The organism is Phyllobacterium sp. SYP-B3895 (genome assembly GCF_009647635.1).
GTDB classification, from domain to species: Bacteria; Pseudomonadota; Alphaproteobacteria; order Rhizobiales; family Rhizobiaceae; genus Phyllobacterium; species Phyllobacterium pellucidum.
Genome location: NZ_WJIG01000004.1, coordinates 611,617 through 634,553 on the forward strand (window position 1 = coordinate 611,617; position 22,937 = coordinate 634,553).

Here is a 22,937-nt window from a genome sequence, read left to right on the forward strand (position 1 = left end):
AATGACGATAGTTACTGGACTGTTTGACGATTATGATGATGCGCGTGCGGCCGTAAACGCCCTGGAAGATGCGGGTGTCGCGTCTTCAGACATAAGCATCGTGCGCCGCGGCGGCGCTGGTGACGGTGAAAGCAATGCGGGCGAAGGTGCAGCGGCCGGCGCAGGCGTGGGCGCTGTTGTAGGCGGTGCCGGTGGCCTTCTCGCTGGTCTTGGAATGCTGGCCATTCCGGGCGTTGGACCCGTGGTGGCGGCCGGATGGCTTGCTGCAACGGCTGCGGGTGCTGCAGCAGGCGCAGTTGCGGGCGGCGCCGCGGGCGGAATCATCGGCTCGATGACAGGCGCTGGTGTCAGTGAGGAAGATGCCCACGTCTACGCTGAGGGCGTTCGCCGAGGCGGGACGCTCGTCACGGTCCAGGCCGAAGAGAGCCAGACCGACCTTGTGCGCTCGATCCTTGACGACAACACTCCGGTCGATGTCAACGCGCGCCGCGCAATGTATCGGGAAGAGGGTTGGCAGGGGTTTGACGAACGTAACCCGGATCTTACAGAAGAAGAGCTCGTACGCGAACGCGAGCGGGCGCGTGAATACCGCCCGCTCTGATGAACGCATGAATTTTGGGCGCTCCCCGGCCATCGTCGGGGGAGCGTCTTTGCACTTGCGGAAAGTCAGGCGCAACGGAACTTCCCGCTGCTTCGTCGGTTCCTATCTAAATGAAAAGGATGTCGTCATGGACAATGATACGGCGAAAGCTCCGGTACAGGAGACTGCCAACGAGGCTCGTCAGGGACCGCCCGGCCGCCCGGTGCTCAAGATTCTCATCGGGGGCCTGCTCCTTGCCATTGTTGCTTGGGGCGCTGCGGAATTATACGGCCGAAGCACCGACAACACGCCGAAAGCTGAGAACAGCACAACGGCAGCGCCAGCAACTCCGGCAACAAACGAACCTACCGTGAACACCCCGGCGCAGACCAATCCCACGCCGCAGACGGGTTCCGGAGGCGATCAACAGCCGGCCAAACCAAATGGAACGCAGTAGTCAAACGATTGCCTTAGGGAGATCGTGATGGTTGACAACAATATTGCCGTCGCCCGCGCGAGTTACGACGCCTATGTGGCGAAGGACAGAGACGCCATGGAGCGCCTCGTCGCAGAGGATTTTTGTTTCACCAGTCCGCTCGACAACGGCATCGACCGGCAGACCTATCTTGAGCGCTGCTGGCCGACGAGTTATAGCATAGAGGCATTTAGCTTCATCCACCTTGTGGCGCAAGGCAACGAGGTATTCGTCACCTATGAGGGCAAGCGGTCTGATGGACACCGGTTTCGCAATACCGAGATACTGACAATCCGCGATGGCAAGATTGCTGCGGTTGAAGTCTATTTCGGCTGGTCGCTGCCGCACGATGCCAAGCCGGGCGGTTACGTTGATCCGAAATAGCACGGTCTAGCAAAGAGTCAGGCCCTGTCGCCTGGCTGCATGATACTAATTACCTATATATTTTGAGCCGCGTGGAACGATCGCCGCGCCGCGACGTTATTGGCTCTCAGACAGCGCAGGGGGCGCACTTCTCTATTCCGCCCTTCATTCAATTGCTACGCTAGGGAGCGAGAGCAATTGCGTGTGCTTATTGGATGGCAAAGGGAACGAAGCAAAGCATGGTTGCACCCACGACTTCGAAAAAAGCGCGCACGGGCGTACCGGGACTGGATGACATCTTGTCGGGTGGCTTGAGCGAAGGGCGGGTTTTCTTGCTTGAAGGCAATCCGGGCACAGGCAAGACGACCATAGCGTTGCGCTTTCTGCTCGAAGGGGCTGCTGCAGGCGAGAAGGGCCTCTACGTCACATTGTCGGAAACTGAGGACGAACTGCGCGAGGGTGCTCTATCCCACGGCTTGATCATCGGTGACAACATCGACGTTTACGAACTGGTACCCCCCGAAAGCCTGTTGGACGCCGATCAACAGCAAAGTCTGCTATATTCATCCGACCTTGAACTTGGCGAAACGACCAAGGCAATCTTCGAGACGTTCGAGCGTCTCCAGCCGAAGCGAGTTGTTCTCGACAGCCTTTCGGAAATTCGCCTGCTGGCGCAAGGTTCGCTGCGCTATCGTCGACAGATACTGGCTTTGAAGCACTATTTCGCCAAGCGCAACGCAACGGTCCTGCTGCTCGATGATCTGACTTCGGACGTGCTCGACAAGACAGTGCACAGCGTCGTCCACGGTGTCATCAAGCTTGAAGAATTGGCGCCGAACTACGGTTCCGAGCGCCGTCGCCTGCGTATTGTCAAATATCGTGGTCAGGCATTTCGCGGTGGCTATCACGATTTCATCATTCAGACGGGAGGCGTCGTCGCCTTTCCGCGCCTCGTCGCTCTCGAACATCGCAAGCAGTTTACACGCGACCGGCTCTCGAGCGGCATCGGAGAGCTCGACGATCTTCTCGGGGGCGGGCTCGGGCGGGGATCGAGTTGTCTCGTTCTCGGTCCTGCGGGAACGGGCAAGACCACCTTTGGGCTGCAATTCGTGGTTTCTGCCATCCGGCGCGGCGAGAAAGCGGCAATCTTCGTCTTCGATGAAGAATTGGGCCTTCTCTTCGATCGCACCCGCGCCATCGGCATAGACCTCGAAAAAATGCGCGACGAAGGCAACCTCCACATCGAGCAGGTGGACGCAGCGGAACTTTCGCCGGGTGAATTTGCACATAGGGTGAGGGAGCGCGTCGATAGCGCCAACCTAAGGACCGTGATCATCGACAGCCTCAACGGCTATCAGGCATCTATGCCCGAGGAAAATGCCCTCGTCTTGCACATGCACGAATTGCTGCAATATCTGAACCGCCAGGGCACGACCACCATTCTCACGGTGGCGCAGCACGGGCTTGTCGGCGACATGAAGGCGCCCGTCGACGTTACGTACCTTGCCGATACCGTAGTGCTGCTTCGCTATTTCGAGGCGCGCGGCAAGGTGCGGCGTGCGGTCTCTGTCATAAAGAAACGCACTGGAAATCACGAGGATACCATCCGCGAGTTCCGGATAACGAAGAATGGCCTTTCTCTCGGCCAGCCTCTTGATGAATTCCAAGGTGTTTTGCGCGGCGTTCCCACATTCGTCGGCAAGGCCGATCCGCTGCTGGCGTTGGGCGTAGGGGATGAAAATTCTTAACGATCATGTCACTCGGGCGCTTATACACGCTCCGATGGGCCGTGACGCGGCTGTTGCTGCCGCCATTCTCGCGGAAGCGTCAATCGCGTCAGAGGTCTGTCCGAGCCTCGACGTACTGACCTCCCGACTTGGCGAGAGCGCCAGCTTTGTGGTGATTACCGAGGAAGCCATAAGGAACGCCGACCTGAAGCCCCTCGCCGCATGGGTCGAAGTTCAGCCGAGCTGGTCGGATCTGCCATTCATAATCGTGACGCATCGCGGCGGCGGTCCTGAGCGCAATCCAGCGGCCGCGCGACTGTCCGAGGTTCTCGGCAACGTGACGTTTCTCGAGCGGCCGTTCCATGCCACCACCTTTGTCAGTGTCGCCAAGACGGCGCTCAAGGCGCGCGGGCGGCAATATGAGGCCCTCAGCCGCCTCGAAGAACTTCGCGAGGGCGAAGAGCGCCTGCAAACGGCGCTTCTTGCCGGCAATCTCGGCACGTGGGAACTCGATTTTACCAACAACGGACTGATCACATCCGATGTGTTCAGGGGCATCTTCGGTCGAAGCGCCGATCAGGCCCTCACCTATGACGATCTCATTGCGAGCATCGATCCTGACGACAGGCAACTTGTCCTCACGGCCATTACGACGACGAAAGGCACCGGACGCGATTTCCAGGTCGAACACCGAACGGTGTGGCCGGACGGCAGCGCCCACTGGGCCGACGCACGGGCACGCGTCGTTTCCGACAGGCTCGGCCAGCCCGAGCGGCTGGTCGGGGTATGTTCCGATATCACCAACAGAAAAATCGCCGAGGCCGAACTTGTCCAGCTGAACGAGACTCTCGAGGATCGGGTTTTCAAGCGAACGCGTGAACTCGAACAGGCTCACCGCACGCTGCTTGACGAAATCCGCCAGCGCGAGGTCGCCGAAGACCAGTTGCGGCAAGCGCAAAAGATGGAAGCGATCGGCCAGTTGACCGGCGGCGTTGCGCACGATTTCAACAATCTGCTGATGGCGGTGCTGGGCAATCTCGACCTGTTGCGCAAGTCGGTTGCCGACAATTCGAAGGCGGCGCGGCTTGTCGACGGCGCTTTGCAAGGGGCGCAACGGGGCGCCGCCCTGACGCAGCGTCTGCTTGCCTTCGCGCGCCGTCAGGACCTGCAGCTCGAACCCACCGATTTGGTCGCGCTTGTCGGCGGCATGCACGACCTCCTGGCGAAATCCGTCGGAAACGGAGTTCACATCAGCTACGACGTTCCCGATGCCCTGCCGCCGGTGCTCGCCGATGCCAACCAGATCGAGCTTGCCCTCCTCAACCTCGTGGTCAACTCACGCGACGCGATGTCGGATGGCGGCGCCGTCGTCGTCAGCCTCAGGCGTGCCGACATCGCTGCGACAACCGATGACCTTGGTACCGGCGACTATATTATTCTGGGCGTCAGCGATACTGGTCTGGGCATGGCGCCGGAGACGCTGAAGCGCGCGATTGACCCGTTTTTTTCAACCAAGGAACTCGGCAAGGGAACAGGACTGGGCCTTTCCATGATTCACGGCCTTGCTCTCCAACTCAAGGGCGCGCTCCGCATGACAAGCCGGCTCGGCAAAGGGACCACCGCAGAACTGTGGCTGCCAGTTACCGGTGCCGTGAAGCAAGCAGAACCTGTCAGTGAAGAAGCCAGCACTGCCGGCAGCGGCGTCAGGGCGCGCATACTGGTTGTCGATGACGACGCTCTGATCGCCATGAGCACCGTGGACATGTTGGAAGACCTCGGCCATGAGGTCTACGAGGCGAATTCCGGCGCCGATGCGCTGAAATTCCTCGAAAGTGGCAAGGAAATCGACCTTTTGATCACAGACTACTCCATGCCGCACATGACCGGTGCTGAACTTGCGGAAAGCGCATTGTCGCTAAATCCGCAACTGCCGATCCTTGTTGCAACCGGATATGCAGACCTGCCGCCCGGGTCGGGAATTGATCTGCCACGGCTCGGCAAACCCTATACGCAAGCGGAACTTGCATCCCAGATCGCCAAGGCGCTCGCGAAATGAGGCGGCAGGAGGGATCGGCATTACACCGCCGGGAACAACCTTTCACACCACCTCTGCGTTAGTGCGTTTTGCAGGGGAGTTGCAAAGACTTAACGTTCTTAGCTATGCAATTGATCAACGCCTGGAGCTGTGGGAGCCAATATGCGCGCTGAAGAAGGAGTGTCACTTGTCAACGATCACACATTCCTGCGCGTCGACGGCGAACTTGCCCGGCTGATCGCAGCATATGACTGGACCTTGACGCCGCTAGGCCCAATTGACGCCTGGCCGCAAAGTCTGAAGTCGACGATCTCGCTCATTCTTCATTCACCAGTGCCGATCGTGACGCTATGGGGCGAACTCGGCATCATGATCTATAACGACGCCTACTCGCTCTTTGCCGGCGGGCGACACCCACAGCTGCTCGGCAGCGAGGTGAGAAAAGGCTGGCCGGAGGTCGCCGATTTCAACGACAATGTCATGAAAGTCGGGCTGGAGGGCAAAACGCTCGCCTATCTGGATCAGGAGCTCGTCCTTCATCGCAGCGGCAAGCCGGAACGGGTCTGGATGAATCTCGACTATTCGCCGCTGATTAACGAGGACGGTGTGCCCTGCGGCGTCATGGCGATCGTTGTCGAGACGACTGCAAAGATCAAAGCCGAAGAAGCCCTTCGCAATGAAACGCGCCTGCTTCAGATATTGAACCGTACGGGCGCCAATATTGCCGCCGAGCTTGATCTTGGCAAAGTGGTGCAGATGGTGACTGACGCAGGCGTGGAGCTGACGGGCGCGCAGTTTGGCGCATTCTTTTACAATGTTCTCAACAAGGAGGGCGAGAGCTACATGCTCTACGCGCTCTCCGGCGTCGACAAGGATGCCTTTTCGAAATTTCCGATGCCGCGCAATACGGCGGTATTCGAGCCGACGTTCAAGGGCGAAGGCGTCGTCCTCTCGCACGATATTATCGCAGATCCGCGCTATGGCAGAAATGCTCCTCACAAGGGCATGCCGAAGGGTCACCTGCCGGTTCGGAGCTATCTCGCGGTACCCGTGACTTCGCGGACCGGAGAGGTACTCGGCGGGTTGTTCTTCGGACATAACGAACCTGGCAAGTTCCAGCCTGATCATGAAACGCTCCTCGTCGGCGTGGCGGGTCAGGCAGCGACCGCCATCGACAACGCCAGGCTGTTTCAGGCGGCCGATCGCGAACTCACCGTCCGGCGCAACGCGGAAGAGGCGCTGCAACGGCTTAACGCCACGCTGGAACAGCGGGTTCTCGACGAAATCGCCGAGCGATCGAAAACGGAAGAACAACTGCGCCAGTCGCAAAAGATGGAAGCATTGGGTCAGCTCACCGGCGGCGTTGCCCACGATTTCAACAATCTCCTGCAGATCATATCGGGCAATCTCCAACTCCTGGCCAAGGACATGGCCGGCAACGCGCGGGGCGAACGGCGGATCGAAAACGCCTTGGCGGGGGTAAGCCGCGGATCGAAGCTGGCGAGCCAGCTTCTTGCGTTCGGACGCAGGCAGGCACTCGAACCCAAGGTCGTCAATATCGGCCGTTTCATCGCCGGGATGGGCGACATGATGCGACGGACCATCGGTGAATCGATCGAGATTGAGATCGTTCGCTCCGGCGGGCTGTGGAATACCCTGATTGACCCGGCGCAGATCGAGAACGCGCTGCTCAATCTCGCAATCAACGCGAGGGATGCCATGCCCGATGGCGGCAGGCTGACGATCGAGGTCGGCAATGCTTCGCTCGACGATGCCTATGTGCGGCGCAATCCGGAGGCGGAAGCCGGTCAGTTCGTGATGCTGGCGGTTACGGATACGGGGACAGGCATGACGCCCGCCGTCCTCGCCCAGGCGTTCGAACCGTTCTTCTCAACGAAGTCGGTCGGTCGCGGCACCGGGCTTGGCCTCTCAATGGTCTATGGTTTCGTCAGGCAGTCAGGCGGTCACGTCAAGATCTATTCGGAAGTTGGCCAGGGCACGACGGTAAAACTCTATCTGCCGCGCGCGCAGCAGAACGAAGACGAGTTGATCGAGACCGATCTTGGCCCGACGATAGGCGGCACCGAGACGATCCTCGTTGCCGAGGATGACGAGGAGGTGAGGGCGACCGTCGTTGAAATGCTGGGTGATCTCGGTTACCGCGTACTCAAGGCCAAGGACGCGGCGAGCGCGCTATCGATAATAGAGAGCGGCGTTCCGATCGACGTGCTTTTTACCGATGTCGTCATGCCCGGACCGCTCGGAAGTCCCGAGCTAGCGCGCCAGGCCCGCCAGCGCCAGCCGCAGATTGCCGTGCTTTTCACGTCTGGCTATACGGAAAATGCCATCGTCCATGGCGGGCGGCTCGACCCGGGCGTGGAGCTTCTCTCCAAGCCCTATCAGCGTGAGGCACTCGCACGCAAGATCCGGCATATTCTCGCGCTACGCCGCGAGAGGGGGTAGCAGAACCCAACTGTCGTCAGCGCCCTTTGGGGTTCTCCAGGCGCTTCGCCGTCGTGCTAAAGGCTGCAGGCGCCGCTTTCACTTCTTGGGCCTTGGCCTGTTTGGGTTTTCGAACTTCCTTGTTGCTACGTTGTTGACCTTTGGCCATATCGCTCTCCTGCTCGTGATGGCGGGAGCACTGAACGCTCGCAAGCGCTGGCATGCCGTCAGAAGACCCAGCGCTGCATCCAGTTAGAGAACCATTGGCAGGCGGCGTCAAACGCTAAGTTTCAAGTGCAACATAAAATCGACAAGGCTGAAGCAAAGCGCCCCGGCACTTGCCCTGATCCACAAAGACCGCCGGCGCGAAATGCAAGTCGGCTCGATAAACAAGGCCGGATCGGCCGGGAACCGCTTTCCTGCCGTTCCAGGGTGCGCGCTATTTTCGGTTGATGGGTTCCGATTGGTCCAGTCCCCTGCGAGAAAGGTCAGTCTTGACGTAACTGCAGCAAGAACATATCATGAACATTATGAAGAAGAGCTTAAAACACCGGTTGGCCATCTTGTCGGATGCAGCAAAGTACGACGCTTCATGTGCCTCCAGCGGAACTGTGAAGCGCGATTCGTCCAGGTCGGGCGGATTAGGATCGACCGAGGGCGCAGGCATATGCCACGCTTACGCACCGGATGGGCGCTGTATATCGCTCCTCAAAATTCTTCTTACGAACTTCTGCATCTTCGATTGCGCCTACTGCATCAACCGATCTTCGAGCAATGTTGAGCGGGCACGCTTTACGGCGGAGGAAGTGGTCTGGCTCACGCTCGAATTCTACCGGCGCAATTATATCGAAGGCCTGTTCCTTTCATCGGGCATCATCCGCTCATCGGACAACACCATGGAACAAATGGTACGCGTTGCCCGCGAATTGCGCACGACCCACGGCTTTCGCGGCTATATTCATCTGAAGACGATACCCGACGCTTCGCCGCATTTGATCGAGGAGGCCGGCCTCTATGCCGATCGCCTTTCCATCAACATCGAATTGCCCACGGATTCGGGCATTGCCCGTTTTGCACCGGACAAGCGGCCGGGCGAAATACGAAAATCGATGGCCGACCTGCGACTGAAAATTGAGGCGGCAAACGAGCCGACGCTGCAGACACAGCGGCGGAAGCATTTTGTTCCGGCAGGCCAGAGCACGCAGATGATCGTCGGCGCAGATGGTGCCAGCGATGCGACGATCCTGCGCGCCAGCTCGCGCCTTTACGGTGGATACCAGCTGCGCCGGGTATATTATTCCGCGTTCAGTCCCATACCGGACGCGTCGAAGAACCTGCCGCTGATCCGGCCGCCGCTCGAACGCGAGCACAGGCTCTATCAGGCGGATTGGCTTTATCGCTTCTATGGTTTCGACATTGAGGAAATCACATCGGCGCGGCCGGACGGAATGCTGGATTTAAACATGGACCCAAAGCTCGCCTGGGCTCTGGCGCATCGTGAGCGATTTCCCGTGGATATCAACCGGTCGGCGCGCGAAATCCTTCTGCGCATTCCCGGGCTTGGAACGAAGACGGTCAAGGCGATCCTTTCGGGGCGGCGGCATCGGCGCCTACGCCTCGAAGATCTGCAGCGGCTTGGCGTGTCGTTGAAAAAGGTCAAGGCGTTCATTGTCGCTGACGGTTGGTCGCCGCACCGGCTGATTGACAGCGCCGACCTCAACCACATGTTCCAAAAGAAACCCGAACAACTCGCACTGCTCTGATGAGAAGCGTCATTCTGGAGGGCAGGGGAGATTTCATCGAATGGCGCGATGCCGCGCGGCGCTTGCTGTCGCACGGCATTGAATCCAACGACGTCATGTGGAGCGATGCCGCAGGGGCATCCAACATGCTCGGTCTTTCGATCCCCGACGCTGGCGAAGCGGCGAACGGGTCCCATGCCGTCACTGCAACTGAAAGATTTATCGACCTCGCCGAAACCGCTATCTGCCATAGCAGCCCCGCACGGTTTGGCCTGTTGTACCGTATCCTGTCGCGGATGCAGAGTGACAAGAGCCTGTTGAACGTGGCTTGTGACGAGGACGTGGCGGCAGCACTGAAACTGGAAAAATCGGTGCGGCGCGACAGCCACAAGATGAAGGCGTTTGTGCGCTTCAAGGAAGTCGTCCACCAGGAAGTCGGCGCACGAAGACAGTTCGTGGCGTGGTTTGAACCCGACCACTTTATCGTGGAGCGTGTAGCGCCGTTTTTCCAGCGGCGTTTCACGGATATGGATTGGATCATCGCCACACCCAGGGGGTCGATGATGTGGGACGGCCAAAATCTTGTCACGTCGCGGGAGCCCGCGGAAAAATCGATTGCCTCCGATACAACTGACGATCTCTGGCGCACCTATTACGCGAGCATCTTCAATCCGGCACGTTTGAAGTTGAAGGCAATGCGCGCGGAAATGCCGAAAAAGTACTGGAAGAACCTTCCCGAGGCAGTGCTGATACCTGGACTCGTCGGAAACGCCGAAAGAAGCGTAATGGAAATGCGGCAGCGGCAGCCCACGATGCCGCCGCTTTTCCACGATCGCTTGCAGGAAGCGACCACGCTTCGAATTTCCGGGGACCACGAAATTGCTGTCCCGGGCTCGCTCGAGGAGCTTGGATCAGAAGCGCGGCGGTGTACCCGCTGCTCGCTTCACTGCAACGCCACGCAAACCGTAATCGGCGAAGGCGCGGCCGATGCGAGGGTAATGTTTGTCGGGGAACAGCCAGGCGATCAGGAGGATTTGGCGGGACGCCCCTTTGTCGGTCCGGCTGGCAAAGTATTCGACAATGCATTGGCGGACGTCGGCATCGATCGCAGAAACGTCTACATCACCAACGCCGTCAAGCATTTCAAATATGTGCCGCGGGGTAAGCGACGCATACATCAAAAGCCCAATGCCGGCGAGATCGAGGCGTGCAAATGGTGGCTGCGGCAGGAGATCGATCTTGTGAAGCCGCAACTCGTGGTTGCTCTCGGCGTGACCGCCTTGGCTTCGCTGACCGGGCGGCAGGGACGCTTGACCGATGTTCGAGGCGTCCTGATGCCGCTCGATGGTACACGATCGCTTCTTGCGACGGTTCATCCCTCCTACCTGCTGCGCCTGCCGGACCTCGATCACCAGCACTTGGAAATCAAGCGGTTTCACGCTGACCTGCGTCTCGTGGCTGAGGCGCAAGGTGCCTAGGAATTGGCAGAATACGTGATCCGGTCGAGCTGATCGCAACTCGCTCAAGCGCTCCGCCCGAACACATCCAAAGACAACTTTGGGCTGCTTTACTCGGGGAGAGGACGTAACGTAAGATTGCGACTATTAGCTTGTATTAGACGAATTTTACGTAAGAATATGTAATCAAAGCCTATGTTAGACCGGACTGAAACTTCGGAAAGCAGCGCGAAAACGAAGAGCTCCAGGCAGATGCAACCGTGCCGGAGGGTTCATTGAGCCTGACCCTGGCAAGGCTCGAAGCGCTTGCGCCGGATCAGGCATCGCTCGCGGCGGCGAAGAAACTCCTCAACCGCTCAAATTGGCCGACGCTCGCCCAGGACGGCTTTGGCCTGGTCTGGGGCGAGTGCCAGGGGTCGGGCTCCACGCCTTACCGGACCGTCGTCTCGGAAATCGACGCCGGGTATAAATGTAGTTGTCCAATCCGAAAGTTTCCTTGCAAGCACGGCCTCGCGCTCATGTGGCTACGCGCTGAAGGCGAGGCAGAATTTGCGACCGCAGCGGCTCCCGAGTGGGTAGCCGAATGGGTATCGCGCCGCCGTGGCCCTTCTGCCGGGCCCGCCACGAACGCTGCTGATAAACCTCGGGTCTCGATCGAGGCGGTTGAAGACGCCGAGGCCCCGGCTGATCCAAAAGCGGATGCCCGCGCCGCCGCTGCCCGCGAGCGAAGCCGGATCGAGCGTGAGGCTTCAATCGCCAATGGCCTCGATGAACTGGATATCTGGCTTGGCGATCAACTGGATGGCGGTCTTGCCGCGTTTCCGGCCAAAGCTTCGGCCGCATGCCGGGTGATGGCACAACGCCTGTTTGATGCCAAGGCGCCCGGCCTGGCGCTGCGTGTGGATACCCTGCCGACGCGACTTTTTGTGCTTCCCGCACCGGCCCGTCCGACTGCGGCAATCACCGAACTTGCAATGCTGCATCTTCTGGCCGCCGCCTATCGCCGTCAGGTCCACCTCGCCGATCCGCTGCGTCAGGACGTCCGCCAGATGGTTGGTTGGAATATCACGCGTGCCGCATTGCTCGATGATGAGGCGGCGCTCCGCATATCGGATACCTGGCGCGTCTGGGCTACCCGCAGCGAGACCCAGCCTGACACGCTGCGGCGTATCGAAACCTGGCTCCTGGGCAGCGACCGGCCCGCCGTTCTCATCGAATACGTCCCGGTTGCGGCAGGTGTGTCCGCGGGCGTCTATGGCATCGGCGACACATTCGATGCAGAGCTCGTCTTCTATCCGTCTAGCGTTCCGCTGCGAGCACAGATCGCGGTCCAGACCGGGAGTACCCTGCCGTCCGACGCACCGTTGAACCTTCCCGCCGAAGACCTCGCATCGGCCTACGGCCGTTACGAGGATGCGTTGATTGCAAAGCCCTGGCTTGGCGAGTTTCCAGTGATGTTTCGCGCGGCCCGGCTCCGGACCTCGGGGGAGAACATCTATCTCGATGATGAAACGATCTGCCTGCCGGTGGCGAAATCGCAAGCCGATGCGGTCTGGCCGCTTCTGCAACTCGAAAACATCGACGGTGCAGGTCTTTGGGATGGCTATGAGTTCACGTTGTTCTGGGCGGAAACAATACTCGGGCGGTGGACAGCGTGAACGTATCCAGTCTGACAGATGTGATCGTGCCGCGCCTTCTCTCCGGCGCAAAGGACGGACTGCCGCTCGACGCCGCAGGTGTCAGCGACGCCCTGCAGGCTCTCGCGCTGGCGGGCCAGGCGATGCGATTGGAGCGTCCCATATCGCCGGAAAAGTTTGATGCCGGGAACGCTGTCGTTGATAACGCGACAATCGTGCCGGACGCAGCAAGAAAGCTTCTGCTGCGGCTCCTCACCGCCAAGAACCAGGCATCGAGCCGGCTGACAGCCGCCATCGTTCGCAAACTGACCGAGAGAAGGCTTCGGTTGCATCCGTTCGACCTGCCAAAGCTCGAGACCATGGTGAGGGCATATGCGGAGCATCTCGGTGCCGAAGCCCTTGCTTTTTCGCAACGGGAGGTCCCTGTCACGCAGCAGCAAAACTACTTCGCACCCGACAGCCTGAATGACAACAACTGGATGTATGCGACGCCCGCCGTCAAGGCGGGATACATCCAGAAACGCCGCATGTCGGACCCGGAAGCGGCGCGTGGCCTGGTGGCGGCGGCCTGGCAGTCTGAAAGCGCCGAAAGCCGCGTTCGACTTCTCGAAGCTTTGCGGGAGAACCTGTCGGAAACCGACGCGCCTTTTCTCAAGGGTCTCGATAAGGATCGCGCGCCTCGCGTGCGCGACCTTGCTGCAAGACTGCTGGTTCGGTTGCCGGGCTTTGAAGGGGACGATCCGCCTCTGCGCGCTGCACTGGAGCGCGTCAAGGTCACGAAGTCCGGCATCCTTTTCGAGAAGAAAAGCCTCGCGCTGGAGTTGCCCGCAACGGTGAGGGAAAACACCGTGATGGCCTGGCTCAACGAAACCTTCGGCCCCGTCGGACTGGATAAGCTCGCCAACGCCCTGTCGCTCTCGGTGGAGGCGATGGTGGCAGCAGCCAAGCAAGACGAACTTCTGGTCGCCTTGCTGTTCATGGCCACACAGGACAAGCGCCTCGATATCGTGAAATTGATCACCGATGATCATCTCTATGCCAGTTGGGAGCCGTTCATGCGGCTGGAGGCTGATCTGCTGGCAGAATATCCGCCCGAGATGCGTCAGGTTTGGGCCGCCTATGTCTTCCGCCCGGACAGGTGGACGAACGACACTGCACGGTGGATCATAGGCCAGATGGCGCGTTTTCTCGGCGGCGAGGCGACACAAGCCGTCTTCAGTGACCTGCTGCGATCCAAGCAGTGGCAATCGTTCGGCAATGAAAAGACGTACCTTGATACGGATATTGCAGCCAGTATGGCCATCATGTGCCCGGCACCGATGCGCTCCCTGCTTCGCACCCAACTTGCCGCCTTCGATCCGGCGCAGTGCGGCAACGCCATCCTTTTTCTCGATCTCATGGACAAACTGGAGACCATAGATGTCTGAAGCTTTACTTCGTCGTCCTGCGGAAGAGATTTACTCGGCCGAACTGGAGGCGCTCGCAAAGGTCGACGATCGTCCCCGTCCCACCAATTGGAAGCTCTCACCTCAGGCGGTCGCTACCTATCTACTGGGCGGCGATGCTGCCGATGGAACGCCTATCTCGGCCAAATATGTCGGTAGCCGCCGGCTGATCGAGACGGCGATCGCGACGCTCGCGACTGACCGGGCGCTGCTGCTGCTCGGCTTGCCGGGCACCGCCAAATCCTGGGTCTCCGAACACCTCGCCGCCGCGATTTCCGGTTCCTCGCAACGTTTGATTCAGTGCACCGCCGGCACGGACGAGAACCAGATCCGCTACGGCTGGAACTATGCGCTGCTCCTCGCCAAGGGGCCGTCGCCGGAGGCCCTGGTCAAGACGCCTCTGGTTCGGGCGATGGAAGAGGGCACGCTCCTTCGGCTTGAAGAACTGACCCGCATGGGGTCCGAGGTGCAGGATACGCTGATCACCGTCCTTTCGGAAAAGACCCTGCCGGTGCCGGAGCTCGACATTGCAATCAATGCTGAACGCGGCTTCAACATCATCGCTACCGCCAACAATCGCGACAAGGGTGTCAACGATCTATCCTCAGCACTGAAGCGTCGCTTCAACGTCGTGGTCTTGCCGTCGCCGGTCACGCTGGAGGAGGAGACGCAGATCGTCGTCAAACGCGTCAACGAGATCGGCAACAATCTAAGACTGCCGGCGATCCAGCCTGCGGACAAGGAACTCGCCCGCATCGTTGTCCTGTTCCGGGAGATCCGTGACGGCAAGACGTTGAATGGCAAGATCAAGCTCAAGACCTCGACCGGCACGCTGTCAACTGCGGAGGCGATCTCCGTCGGCGTGTCGGCATGGGCGGAAGCTGCGCATTTTGGCGATGGCCGTATCGATGCAAATGCCCTTGCTGCCAACATCGTCGGTGCAGTTGTCAAGGATCCGGTGCAGGACGGCGTTGCGCTGTCTGAATATCTCGAAACCGTCCTGCGTACGCGCGATGGCTGGAGCGACCTCTACGAAGCTATTCGCGAAGTGGTCTGAGCCGTGAAGCGCCAGGCGCATCTTTTTGGAATTCGCCACCACGGCCCGGGCTCGGCGGCCCTGTTGAAGGGTGCGCTGGATGCGCTCGATCCCGCCTGTGTGCTGATCGAGGGCCCGCCCGAGGGCGATGCGTTGATCCAATATGCGGCGCTCCCCGGCATGAAGCCGCCGCTGGCGATGTTGTTCTACGCAGCCGAAGAAGCTGCCAATGCGGCTTTTGCCCCGTTTGCCGAGTTCTCGCCGGAGTGGGTTGCGATGCAATGGGCCCTCGCGCGCGGCCGTCCGGTGCGGTTCATCGATTGGCCCGCCGCTGTTTCGCTGGCGCTCGCCAAGGCCGGGCGCGAAGAGGACGTAGCGGCAGACGCTGACGCTGAAGCGGACGAGAGCGGGAACGAGCCCGGTCACGCAGGGCGCCTCGATCCTCTCGATGTGCTTGCCGGCGCAGCCGGATACAGTGACGGGGAAACCTTCTGGAACGGTTTGATCGAACAATATGGTGGCGGCCAGTCGCCCCTCGACATCTTCGCCGCCATTGAAACGGCCATGACCGAATTGCGCCAGAATTCCGGCGGCTTCGATGATAGGAGCGCGGCGGAGCGGCTGCGCGAAGAGCGCCGCGAAGCTTTCATGCGGATCCATGTAAGGGATGCGCTGAAGCAGCACGACGGCGAAGTCGCGGTGGTGGTAGGCGCCTGGCACATCGGCGGGCTGAGCACGGCCACGACCGTTGCCGAGGACCGTGCAATCATAAAGGATCTTCCGAAAATAAAGGTCGAAGCGACCTGGGCGCCCTGGAGCGATGGGCGGCTGAGCCGTGCCTCCGGATACGGCGCAGGCGTGGTTTCTCCGGGATGGTATCGGCATCTCTGGGACCTTTATTCGGGCGACCGTCACGATGGACCAGAGGCCTTTGCGGCCGGCTGGCAGGCCCGGACGGCGGCGCTTTTGCGGCAGGAGGGGTTCGACGCTTCGACAGCTTCCGCCATAGAGGCCGCGCGCCTCGCGCTCGCACTTGCAAGCATGCGCGGGATCGCCATGCCTGGCCTTGCCGAAATGCGGGATGCATCCCTTTCGAGCCTTTGCCACGGAGACGATATCCAGTTGGCGATGATCGAGCGGAAACTTTATATCGACAGCCGTATAGGCAAGATCGATAAGGCGGTTCCGCAAATGCCGCTGGCGAAGGATTTCGAGCTTTGGTGCCGCAAGACGCGGCTCAAGCCGGACGAGCAGCCGAGCGAAATAAAGCTCGATCTTCGCAGCGAGGCAGGCCTCCTCAAATCAACCTTGCTGCACCGTCTCAATCTTATCCGCGTTAATTGGGGCCGCCTGATTGACGCCGAGGCGGGTCGGGGAACCTATCGCGAGATCTGGAGCGTGTCCTGGTCTCCCGACATGTCTGTCCGCCTGGCCGAAGCCCTGATCTGGGGGCTTACCATTGAGCAGGCCGCGGCGTCCGCGACTGTCGAACGCGCCCACAAAACGGATGGCATAGCGCAACTTGCCGAACTTGTCCGCTACGCACTGGTTGCCGATCTTCCGCAGGCTGCCAGCACCTGCATCAACCTTCTGCAGGCGACCGCGGTGCACAACAACGATATTACCGACGTGATGAACGCGGTCGCTCCGCTCGTGCGGATCGTGCGCTACGGCACCGCCCGCAAGCTACCGGAGCTGGAATTGCGTGCACTGATCACGGCGCTTAGTGCAGAAGCCAATGCCGGTGTCCGCGTCGGATCTCGCCAGCTCGACGACGAGGCAACGTTGCAGCGCTTGAACGCAATGCGCGCCTATGACGAAGCTCTCGCCTTTTTTGGAGATTCAGGACTGCTCGAGGAGTGGCGGCGTCAACTCGCGCTTATGGTCGATGATGCGCAATCCCTTGCGCCTCTCATCGGTTTCAGCCTGCGCCGCCTGCACGATCTCGGCCTGTGGGATGAGTTGCAGGTGTCGGCTGCCTTCTCGCGGCATGTGCTTGGTGAAACGGCGTCCCGCGCCGGCGCTTTCATCGAAGCATTCGTTGCCGGGTCCGCGGACGTGCTTATCCAGGACCAGACGCTGCTCTTTCTGATCGACGAATGGCTTTGCGGACTGGACGAGGAGACTTTCGTCGAGAGCCTGCCGCTCTTCCGACGCGCCCTTGCCGGCCTTGATTCCGTCGGCCGACAGCGAGTGCTGGAGCGCATCGCTGGGGGCAGAAAGGAGCGGAGGCCAGTGCGATCCCCGAGCGAAGAGAATACCGCCTTCGAACGCGCGCTGCCGCTGCTGAAGCAAATCCTGGGAATAAGCGCATGACGTCGGAACAAATCCGCCGCTGGAAACTGGCACTTGGCGATGACGACATGGATGGACTTGGCGAACGCGACCAGCGACTGGGCCACGCGCTGTCTGCTCTCTACGCGTCGGAGACGCGGGGGAAGCGCGGCGGGCTCGGTGCTTCTTCGCCGAAGGTCTCGCGCTGGCTCGGCGATATCCGCGAATTCTTCCCCGCACCGGTCGTGCAGATCATCCAGAAGGACGCCTTCGAACGTCTCAATCTGAAGGCACTGATGCTGGAGCCGGAATTCCTTGCGACATTGGAAGCAGATGTGCATCTCGTCGCCGACCTCATCTCGCTGCGAGGATCGATGCCCGAAAGGACGCTGGAGACCGCCAGGATGGTGGTCGACAAGGTCGTTGATGACCTGATGCAGCGGCTTCGGGCAAAGACGGTTGAGAAACTGTCCGGCGCTCTCAACCGGTCGCGGCGGACGCGTCGGCCGCGGCACGCCGATATCGACTGGCCGCGAACGATCCGTGCCAATCTTCGCCACTACCAGGAGCGCTACAACACAGTGGTGCCGGAGACTCTGATCGGTTTCGCCCGCAAGACCCGCACGAGAGCCGATCTCGATCACGTTGTGCTGTGCGTCGATCAATCGGGTTCGATGGCGACATCCGTCGTCTATGCGTCGATCTTTGCGGCGGTCATGGCGTCCCTGCCGGTTCTTTCGACGAAACTCATCTGCTTCGATACGGCCATCGTCGACCTGACCGAGGATCTGGCGGACCCGGTAAAGGTGCTTTTCGGGGTTCAACTGGGTGGTGGCACCGACATCAATGCGGCGCTTGCCTATTGTGAGACGAAAATCGACCGCCCAGGCAAGACGCACCTCGTTCTCGTCACGGATCTCTGCGAGGGCGGACACGTAGCGTCGATGCTGGCGCGCGTAGCGGCATTCAAGCAGTCGGGTGTCAACGTAATCGTGCTGCTGGCGCTGTCCGACGAAGGCCGGCCGAGCTACGACGTGCGCAATGCCGGCGCGATCGCCGCGATGGATTGTCCGGTCTTTGCCTGCACGCGGGATCAGTTTCCGGATATGATGGCATGCGCCTTGACGCGGCAGGACATCGGGCAATGGGCAAGCGCAAACGGCATCGACCTCGTGCGCGGTGCCTCGTAGTAGAGTAGGTTGACTTTGTATATTCTTGAACCATATAAATACAAAGACAACCACTGGAGGTCGCGATGGCCCGCGAACATGCTGCGCCGAGCCTGACGCTCAATATTCATGCTGATCCGAATTCGGTCCAGGCGGCGTTCCTTCGACGGGCAATGTCGGCGCTGGAGCGCATCTCCGCGAATGCGTCGGCGAAGACGTTAACGGAGGCGCTTGCCGCCCCGACCGACGCCGGCTCGCTTGCCCAGCTACTCAGCCGCTCGGATATATTGGGATCGGCGGTGACCGATCTCGATCCGCTGGTCCCGGCGCTCGCCCGGAATGTCGAACATCGCCAGCGGCTGCTCAAGCTTTCGGGCGGCGTATTGTCCGCAGACGAAGCGGGCCGAATCCTTGGCATCACCAGACAGGCGGTCGACAAGAGACGGCGGTCGAATACTATGCTGGCTATTCGCGAAGGCGGCGACTGGCGCTATCCAACCTGCCAACTCAATGAGGGTGAGGTGATTGCCGGGATCGCCGATGTCGTGCGTGGCCTTGCGTCGGCAGGTCCATGGGCGACGCTCGACTTCTTGCTTGCTCCCGACACGGTGCTTGGCGGGCGGTCACCACTTGAGACGCTGCGGCACGGAGAGGTTGACGCCGTCTTACGGCTTGTCCGCGCGGATGGATCAGATGGCTTTGCCTGATGGCGGCAAGCACTGATCAGCGGGGCCCTTCCGGGGCCGCGCCGCCGCCACCTGCCTGGCTCGACACAAAGCCCTTGCCAATCGACCTACTGCCTGCCGGAACGGTGCTGCATCGCATCCACCGTTCCACACTTTCCCCGGTCTTCTTCGGACCGGGAAAAGGCGGCTCGCCCACAAATCGCTTCGACAGCGCCGGCGGCCGCTTCGGAGTACTCTATGTGGGAATGTCACTGAGCGGTGCACTGGCGGAAACAATCCTGCGTAACCCGCAGCGGCTGATGGTGGCCGCGTCCGAAATTACCAGTCGAGCCGCAACCGAACTCAGATCGCAACGCGATCTTCGTATCGTGCGGGTGCACGGAACGGGGTTGCAGGCGCTGGGCACGGACAACTCGATTTCCACAGGGCCGTATGAGCCATGCGGGCAGTGGGCTGACGCACTATGGGATCATCCCGACCAGCCTGATGGACTGGCCTACCAATCGCGACACGATCCCGGCGAGATCTGCATAGCGCTGTTTGAGCGTCGGGACCTGACAATCGCGATTGATAGGACCAGACTCCTGACAGCGATTCTGAAGGATGTCGCGGTCCTGCTCGACCGCTATGGGAAGTCGATATCGCCCAGCGCATGACGCCTGTCCGTTGACAACATGGAACATTGACGCTGGAGAAGAGGGGGAGCGCCTTTTGAAAGCGCTCCCTGTCGAATCAGGCAGCCATGGCTGCCGGATTCAAAGCGCCTTCCGCCAATGCGGTCAAAGCTTCGTCGGTTTTTGTTTCTTCTTGCAAAGTGGTGACGAGAAGCTTCTGCGCATCCTTTAGGCCAAGCTCGCCGGCCCAGCGGGCCAATGTCCCGTAGCGAGCCATTTCGTAATGTTCGACGGCTTGCGCGGCTGAGGCTAGGCCCGCATCGAGAGCTGGCTGTCCCTTGAAATCTTCGAGGATTTCGTCGCCTTCGGCGAGGATACCTTCGATAGCGTCGCAAGTCTTGCCACGTGCCGGCTTGCCCAAAATCTCGAATACCTCCTGGAGACGTTCGACATGGATTTCGGTCTCGCCGCGGTGCTTCTCGAAAGCGGCTTTTAAGTCAGGCGAGGTTGCGCCACGTGCCATCTTGGGCAATGCCTTCAAAATCTTGCGCTCGGCGTAGTAGACGTCTTTCAACGTTTCATGAAACAGTGTTTCGAGTGTTTTGTCGGCCATCAGTGTGTTCTCCTAGTGGGATATCTACAGGCTTCCAACGCGGGAGATACACTAGCGTTCCGTAACACCGCGCGATGGCTTGCCGATATCCGGTCACAAGGACCGCGATAGGACCACGATCCCATATATCGCGCCGTCGCTAATCTCCGGTCTGTTGATTAGCCGCCATAACTTCCTTGGATTCCGGGGACCCACGATACCGCAGAAAGATGGACAGAACGACGAGCATGGCAGTCGAGAAGAACTCCGATTGCCAATTTTGAAACGACTCGAACCAGAACTGGGCATTGCCCATATAGCTCAACGGCGTTAGCGCCGCCTCCCCGTGCAAGGCGGCCTCAGAGTTGTAAGTGGCGAGGCTTGCGAAGAAATGCCCGGCAAAGGATAAGCCGAACAAACTCAACAGTGCCAATCCCAGGGAATGATCGTAAATCCAGCTTCCGCTGCCGGAGACCTGCTTTTTTTCAGGCTTGTCGGGATCGCGCGATTCAGAAGAGCCCTTTTGAAAAAGATAAGCCGTCAACACAACGTAGGTTGCCATCTGCAACCACTCGCTTTCCCAGTTTTCAAACAAGGCGGACCAGAATGCCTCATCGGACAGGTAGCCGGTCAGAGACAGGAGCGCTTGCCCATGAAGACTCAACTCATGGTTTTGTTGCCGCCAACCGGACCAGATCATGCCGACCACGCTCCCGGCAAAGGCCAGAAACAGCGCAATTGTCAGCCCATTGTTTCGCAGGAAACGCATTCAACCTCTCCGACCGATCTTAAACGTCAACGTGTATTGTCTTCAGTTCTTAACGACACAATTCCTGGAACGTTCCGGACCAGACCTGCCGAGGCCGGATCAGCCTGAGCTAGAGCCGAGCTTCCAAAATTTCGTCGGTTCTGGCCATTTCCAAATGTTGGGACAGTCTTCGATTGAACATTGGTTCGAATCAGAGCTTCATGCCGAGATCGTTGCAGCCGATGATCGCGATCGGCCTGCAAGCACCGCCGATTATTTAGCCGGTGCCCGCCTGTCACGTTCATTCGCTTTTGCATCTGTCTTGAATGTCGCGTCACCATCCGACTTTCCCGACAGCACGCGGGGGTTCGCGCTTACGACGCCGTCATTGTCCGAGCCGTGGCCCGTGCGCGCAAATTGTCCCTTGGCATCCGCTTTTGGGGTCTTGTCGGAATCGCGGTCTTTGGCAGTGTTTGACATCGGTATCTCCTTTGAGCAGCAACTTGCGACCGTTGCTTCTGGTTCCTTGTTGCGTCTCCTAACAGACCAAGCGGATAGCTCATCGGGAAGAGATCGGCGGCGCTGGACTCGTTGCCGTCAACAAGGCTTAATAACGATCGGGGATGGCTCGGGGGATGCCGATCATGAAATCACCGCAGCGAATGGATAGTAGTGGCGATGTTCTCGACGCTGTTGTCATCGGGGCCGGCTGGGCGGGCCTCGGTGTAAGCTATTGGCTGGCACGACGGGGCTTGCGCCATAGCGTACTGGAGCGCGGTCGCATAGGAGAGACGTGGCGCACGCAGCGGTGGGATGCCTTTCGTATGAATACGCCCAACGTGCAAACCGTCATGCCTGGCGATCGCTACGAGGGTACGGATCCGTACGGCGCCCTGACGCGCGACCAGTTCGTCGCCCTGCTTGAGGATTTCGCCGGGAGGAACGGACTGCCGATCGAGCCCGATACAGCAGTGAGCGAACTTACGCACCAAAATGGCGCCTATCGGCTGAACACCTCACGCGGAACACTTTGGGCGCGCAACGTGATCATCGCAAGCGGCAGCCTCAATCGTCCGGTGCGTCCGGTCTCGTCAACTGCGATGCCGCCTGACATTTATCAGCCAGACGCTTCCGGCTATCGAAGTCCTGCCGGTCTGCCGCGCGGAGCGGTTCTTGTGGTTGGAAGCGGTCAATCCGGCGCGCAGATCGCCGAGGAACTGGCGCTAGCGGGCCGGACGGTATTCCTTGCGACGAGCCGCGTCGGGCGGCTTCCACGGCGTTACCGCGGGCGCGATATCATGATCTGGCTTGATGAAAGCGGATTTCTCGACCTGCGGCGAGAGGAGATCATTCGGTCGGCGGGACGCATCCCGGCGCGTGGTGTGCTCGGGTCGGAGCACACGATAAGCCTTCAGGCGCTCGCCGCCCAGGGGATTGCGCTTCTCGGCCGATTGACCGGCGTTGTGGATGGCCGCCTCGCTTTCGCCGACGATGTCGAAGCAAATGTTCGCTTTGGAGACGAAGCCTCGGACAATGCCAAACGCTACATCGATGAATATATCGTGCGAGCCCACATCGATGCGCCGGTTCCGGTTCCTGACCCAGCGGAGACGGTCGAGTGGCATCGGCCGGATCCCGCCATCAATTCGCTCGATCTTGCCGGGTACGGTATCACGAGTGTGGTGTGGTGCACCGGCTTCAAGGGCGATTTCAGCTATGTAAGGCTTGCCAATGCGCTCGACGCCGCCGGACAGCCGGTTCACAAGGATGGCGTCGGCGTTCTGCCCGGCCTCTATTTCGCGGGACTGGATTTCGGCTCGACACGCAAGTCTGGCATCATATTGGCGGTCGCCGACGAAGCAGCTCGCCTTGTCGAACACATCCTGGGTCGTTCGTGATCCTTGGCATTTGCAAG

The 22,937-nt window shown here is 60.0% G+C and carries 20 protein-coding genes; 16 read left to right on the forward strand and 4 right to left on the reverse strand.

From position 1 onward, the window contains the following. Position 1 precedes the first annotated feature (1 nt). The 6 genes from GF108_RS20575 to GF108_RS20600 all read left to right on the forward strand — a co-directional run bounded on the left by GF108_RS20575 (position 2) and on the right by GF108_RS20600 (position 7,643). Positions 2–601 carry a hypothetical protein gene (locus tag GF108_RS20575; RefSeq protein WP_027232749.1) on the forward strand — a complete coding sequence of 200 codons (600 nt, stop codon included), beginning with the start codon at positions 2–4 and terminating at the stop codon, positions 599–601. A 127-nt stretch (positions 602–728) separates the two neighbouring features. Then, entirely contained in the window at positions 729–1,037 is a 309-nt protein-coding gene (locus tag GF108_RS20580) for a hypothetical protein (RefSeq protein ID WP_153670183.1), read from the forward strand. Between the two features lie 27 nt (positions 1,038–1,064). Then, positions 1,065–1,439 carry a nuclear transport factor 2 family protein gene (locus GF108_RS20585; protein WP_153670184.1) on the forward strand — a complete coding sequence of 125 codons (375 nt, stop codon included), beginning with the start codon at positions 1,065–1,067 and terminating at the stop codon, positions 1,437–1,439. A gap of 218 nt (positions 1,440–1,657) precedes the next feature. Beyond that, positions 1,658–3,166 carry an ATPase domain-containing protein gene (locus GF108_RS20590; protein ID WP_153670185.1) on the forward strand — a complete coding sequence of 503 codons (1,509 nt, stop codon included), beginning with the start codon at positions 1,658–1,660 and terminating at the stop codon, positions 3,164–3,166. After that, positions 3,153–5,201: a PAS domain-containing hybrid sensor histidine kinase/response regulator gene (locus tag GF108_RS20595; RefSeq protein ID WP_153670186.1), complete on the forward strand. Its 2,049-nt coding sequence runs from the start codon at positions 3,153–3,155 to the stop codon at positions 5,199–5,201. The genes GF108_RS20590 and GF108_RS20595 overlap by 14 nt, the downstream gene beginning before the upstream one ends. 141 nt (positions 5,202–5,342) lie before the next feature. Beyond that, a complete protein-coding gene (locus GF108_RS20600; RefSeq protein WP_153670187.1) occupies positions 5,343–7,643 on the forward strand; it encodes an ATP-binding protein in 2,301 nt (766 codons plus the stop codon). A gap of 16 nt (positions 7,644–7,659) precedes the next feature. Here the strand turns inward: GF108_RS20600 and GF108_RS22600 are convergent, their stop codons facing one another. Then, positions 7,660–7,791, reverse strand: a complete 132-nt coding sequence (locus GF108_RS22600) for a hypothetical protein (RefSeq protein WP_255453114.1) — start codon at positions 7,789–7,791, stop codon at positions 7,660–7,662. Positions 7,792–8,152: 361 nt separating this feature from the next. Between GF108_RS22600 and GF108_RS20605 the strand changes: the two genes are divergently transcribed. The 9 genes from GF108_RS20605 to GF108_RS20645 all read left to right on the forward strand — a co-directional run bounded on the left by GF108_RS20605 (position 8,153) and on the right by GF108_RS20645 (position 19,724). After that, a complete protein-coding gene (locus GF108_RS20605; RefSeq protein WP_153670308.1) occupies positions 8,153–9,385 on the forward strand; it encodes a putative DNA modification/repair radical SAM protein in 1,233 nt (410 codons plus the stop codon). After that, positions 9,385–10,842 carry a UdgX family uracil-DNA binding protein gene (locus GF108_RS20610; RefSeq protein ID WP_153670188.1) on the forward strand — a complete coding sequence of 486 codons (1,458 nt, stop codon included), beginning with the start codon at positions 9,385–9,387 and terminating at the stop codon, positions 10,840–10,842. The genes GF108_RS20605 and GF108_RS20610 overlap by 1 nt, the downstream gene beginning before the upstream one ends. 254 nt (positions 10,843–11,096) lie before the next feature. After that, a complete protein-coding gene (locus GF108_RS20615; protein WP_153670189.1) occupies positions 11,097–12,479 on the forward strand; it encodes an SWIM zinc finger family protein in 1,383 nt (460 codons plus the stop codon). Next, on the forward strand, positions 12,476–13,885 hold the full coding sequence (locus tag GF108_RS20620) for a DUF5691 domain-containing protein (RefSeq protein WP_153670190.1): 1,410 nt from the start codon (positions 12,476–12,478) through the stop codon (positions 13,883–13,885). The genes GF108_RS20615 and GF108_RS20620 overlap by 4 nt, the downstream gene beginning before the upstream one ends. Beyond that, positions 13,878–14,960 carry an AAA family ATPase gene (locus GF108_RS20625; RefSeq protein WP_153670191.1) on the forward strand — a complete coding sequence of 361 codons (1,083 nt, stop codon included), beginning with the start codon at positions 13,878–13,880 and terminating at the stop codon, positions 14,958–14,960. The genes GF108_RS20620 and GF108_RS20625 overlap by 8 nt, the downstream gene beginning before the upstream one ends. A 3-nt stretch (positions 14,961–14,963) precedes the next feature. After that, entirely contained in the window at positions 14,964–17,255 is a 2,292-nt protein-coding gene (locus tag GF108_RS20630) for a DUF5682 family protein (protein WP_370462244.1), read from the forward strand. Then, the gene (locus GF108_RS20635; protein WP_153670192.1) at positions 17,252–18,403 is read left to right on the forward strand and encodes a VWA domain-containing protein; all 1,152 of its coding nucleotides are present in this window, start codon (positions 17,252–17,254) and stop codon (positions 18,401–18,403) included. Before GF108_RS20630 ends, GF108_RS20635 begins: the two co-directional genes overlap by 4 nt. Positions 18,404–18,468: 65 nt before the next feature. Further along, a complete protein-coding gene (locus tag GF108_RS20640) occupies positions 18,469–19,089 on the forward strand; it encodes a DNA-binding protein (RefSeq protein ID WP_153670193.1) in 621 nt (206 codons plus the stop codon). Continuing rightward, on the forward strand, positions 19,089–19,724 hold the full coding sequence (locus GF108_RS20645; protein ID WP_153670194.1) for an RES family NAD+ phosphorylase: 636 nt from the start codon (positions 19,089–19,091) through the stop codon (positions 19,722–19,724). Before GF108_RS20640 ends, GF108_RS20645 begins: the two co-directional genes overlap by 1 nt. A gap of 76 nt (positions 19,725–19,800) precedes the next feature. Here GF108_RS20645 and GF108_RS20650 read toward each other — a convergent pair whose 3' ends face one another. The 3 genes from GF108_RS20650 to GF108_RS20660 form a co-directional block, all read right to left on the reverse strand. Then, entirely contained in the window at positions 19,801–20,295 is a 495-nt protein-coding gene (locus tag GF108_RS20650; RefSeq protein WP_027232762.1) for a ferritin-like domain-containing protein, read from the reverse strand. Positions 20,296–20,434: 139 nt separating this feature from the next. After that, a complete protein-coding gene (locus GF108_RS20655) occupies positions 20,435–21,043 on the reverse strand; it encodes a DUF6766 family protein (protein ID WP_153670195.1) in 609 nt (202 codons plus the stop codon). Positions 21,044–21,295: 252 nt separating this feature from the next. Next, positions 21,296–21,502: a hypothetical protein gene (locus GF108_RS20660; RefSeq protein ID WP_153670196.1), complete on the reverse strand. Its 207-nt coding sequence runs from the start codon at positions 21,500–21,502 to the stop codon at positions 21,296–21,298. A 164-nt stretch (positions 21,503–21,666) separates the two neighbouring features. Between GF108_RS20660 and GF108_RS20665 the strand changes: the two genes are divergently transcribed. After that, positions 21,667–22,920 carry a flavin-containing monooxygenase gene (locus tag GF108_RS20665; RefSeq protein WP_370462245.1) on the forward strand — a complete coding sequence of 418 codons (1,254 nt, stop codon included), beginning with the start codon at positions 21,667–21,669 and terminating at the stop codon, positions 22,918–22,920. Positions 22,921–22,937: the final 17 nt, after the last annotated feature.

Bases quoted from the DNA above. Each gene is read 5' to 3' on its own strand.
- GF108_RS20595 (WP_153670186.1), top strand. From the start codon at position 3,153: ATGAAAATTCTTAACGATCATGTCACTCGGGCGCTTATACACGCTCCG.
- GF108_RS20635 (WP_153670192.1), top strand. From the start codon at position 17,252: ATGACGTCGGAACAAATCCGCCGCTGGAAACTGGCACTTGGCGATGAC.
- GF108_RS20580 (WP_153670183.1), top strand. From the start codon at position 729: ATGGACAATGATACGGCGAAAGCTCCGGTACAGGAGACTGCCAACGAG.
- GF108_RS20575 (WP_027232749.1), top strand. From the start codon at position 2: ATGACGATAGTTACTGGACTGTTTGACGATTATGATGATGCGCGTGCG.
- GF108_RS20665 (WP_370462245.1), top strand. From the start codon at position 21,667: ATGAAATCACCGCAGCGAATGGATAGTAGTGGCGATGTTCTCGACGCT.
- GF108_RS20625 (WP_153670191.1), top strand. From the start codon at position 13,878: ATGTCTGAAGCTTTACTTCGTCGTCCTGCGGAAGAGATTTACTCGGCC.
- GF108_RS20645 (WP_153670194.1), top strand. From the start codon at position 19,089: ATGGCGGCAAGCACTGATCAGCGGGGCCCTTCCGGGGCCGCGCCGCCG.
- GF108_RS20610 (WP_153670188.1), top strand. From the start codon at position 9,385: ATGAGAAGCGTCATTCTGGAGGGCAGGGGAGATTTCATCGAATGGCGC.
- GF108_RS20585 (WP_153670184.1), top strand. From the start codon at position 1,065: ATGGTTGACAACAATATTGCCGTCGCCCGCGCGAGTTACGACGCCTAT.
- GF108_RS20655 (WP_153670195.1), bottom strand. From the start codon at position 21,043: ATGCGTTTCCTGCGAAACAATGGGCTGACAATTGCGCTGTTTCTGGCC.
- GF108_RS20650 (WP_027232762.1), bottom strand. From the start codon at position 20,295: ATGGCCGACAAAACACTCGAAACACTGTTTCATGAAACGTTGAAAGAC.
- GF108_RS20660 (WP_153670196.1), bottom strand. From the start codon at position 21,502: ATGTCAAACACTGCCAAAGACCGCGATTCCGACAAGACCCCAAAAGCG.
- GF108_RS20605 (WP_153670308.1), top strand. From the start codon at position 8,153: ATGAAGAAGAGCTTAAAACACCGGTTGGCCATCTTGTCGGATGCAGCA.
- GF108_RS20640 (WP_153670193.1), top strand. From the start codon at position 18,469: ATGGCCCGCGAACATGCTGCGCCGAGCCTGACGCTCAATATTCATGCT.
- GF108_RS20590 (WP_153670185.1), top strand. From the start codon at position 1,658: ATGGTTGCACCCACGACTTCGAAAAAAGCGCGCACGGGCGTACCGGGA.
- GF108_RS20600 (WP_153670187.1), top strand. From the start codon at position 5,343: ATGCGCGCTGAAGAAGGAGTGTCACTTGTCAACGATCACACATTCCTG.
- GF108_RS22600 (WP_255453114.1), bottom strand. From the start codon at position 7,791: ATGGCCAAAGGTCAACAACGTAGCAACAAGGAAGTTCGAAAACCCAAA.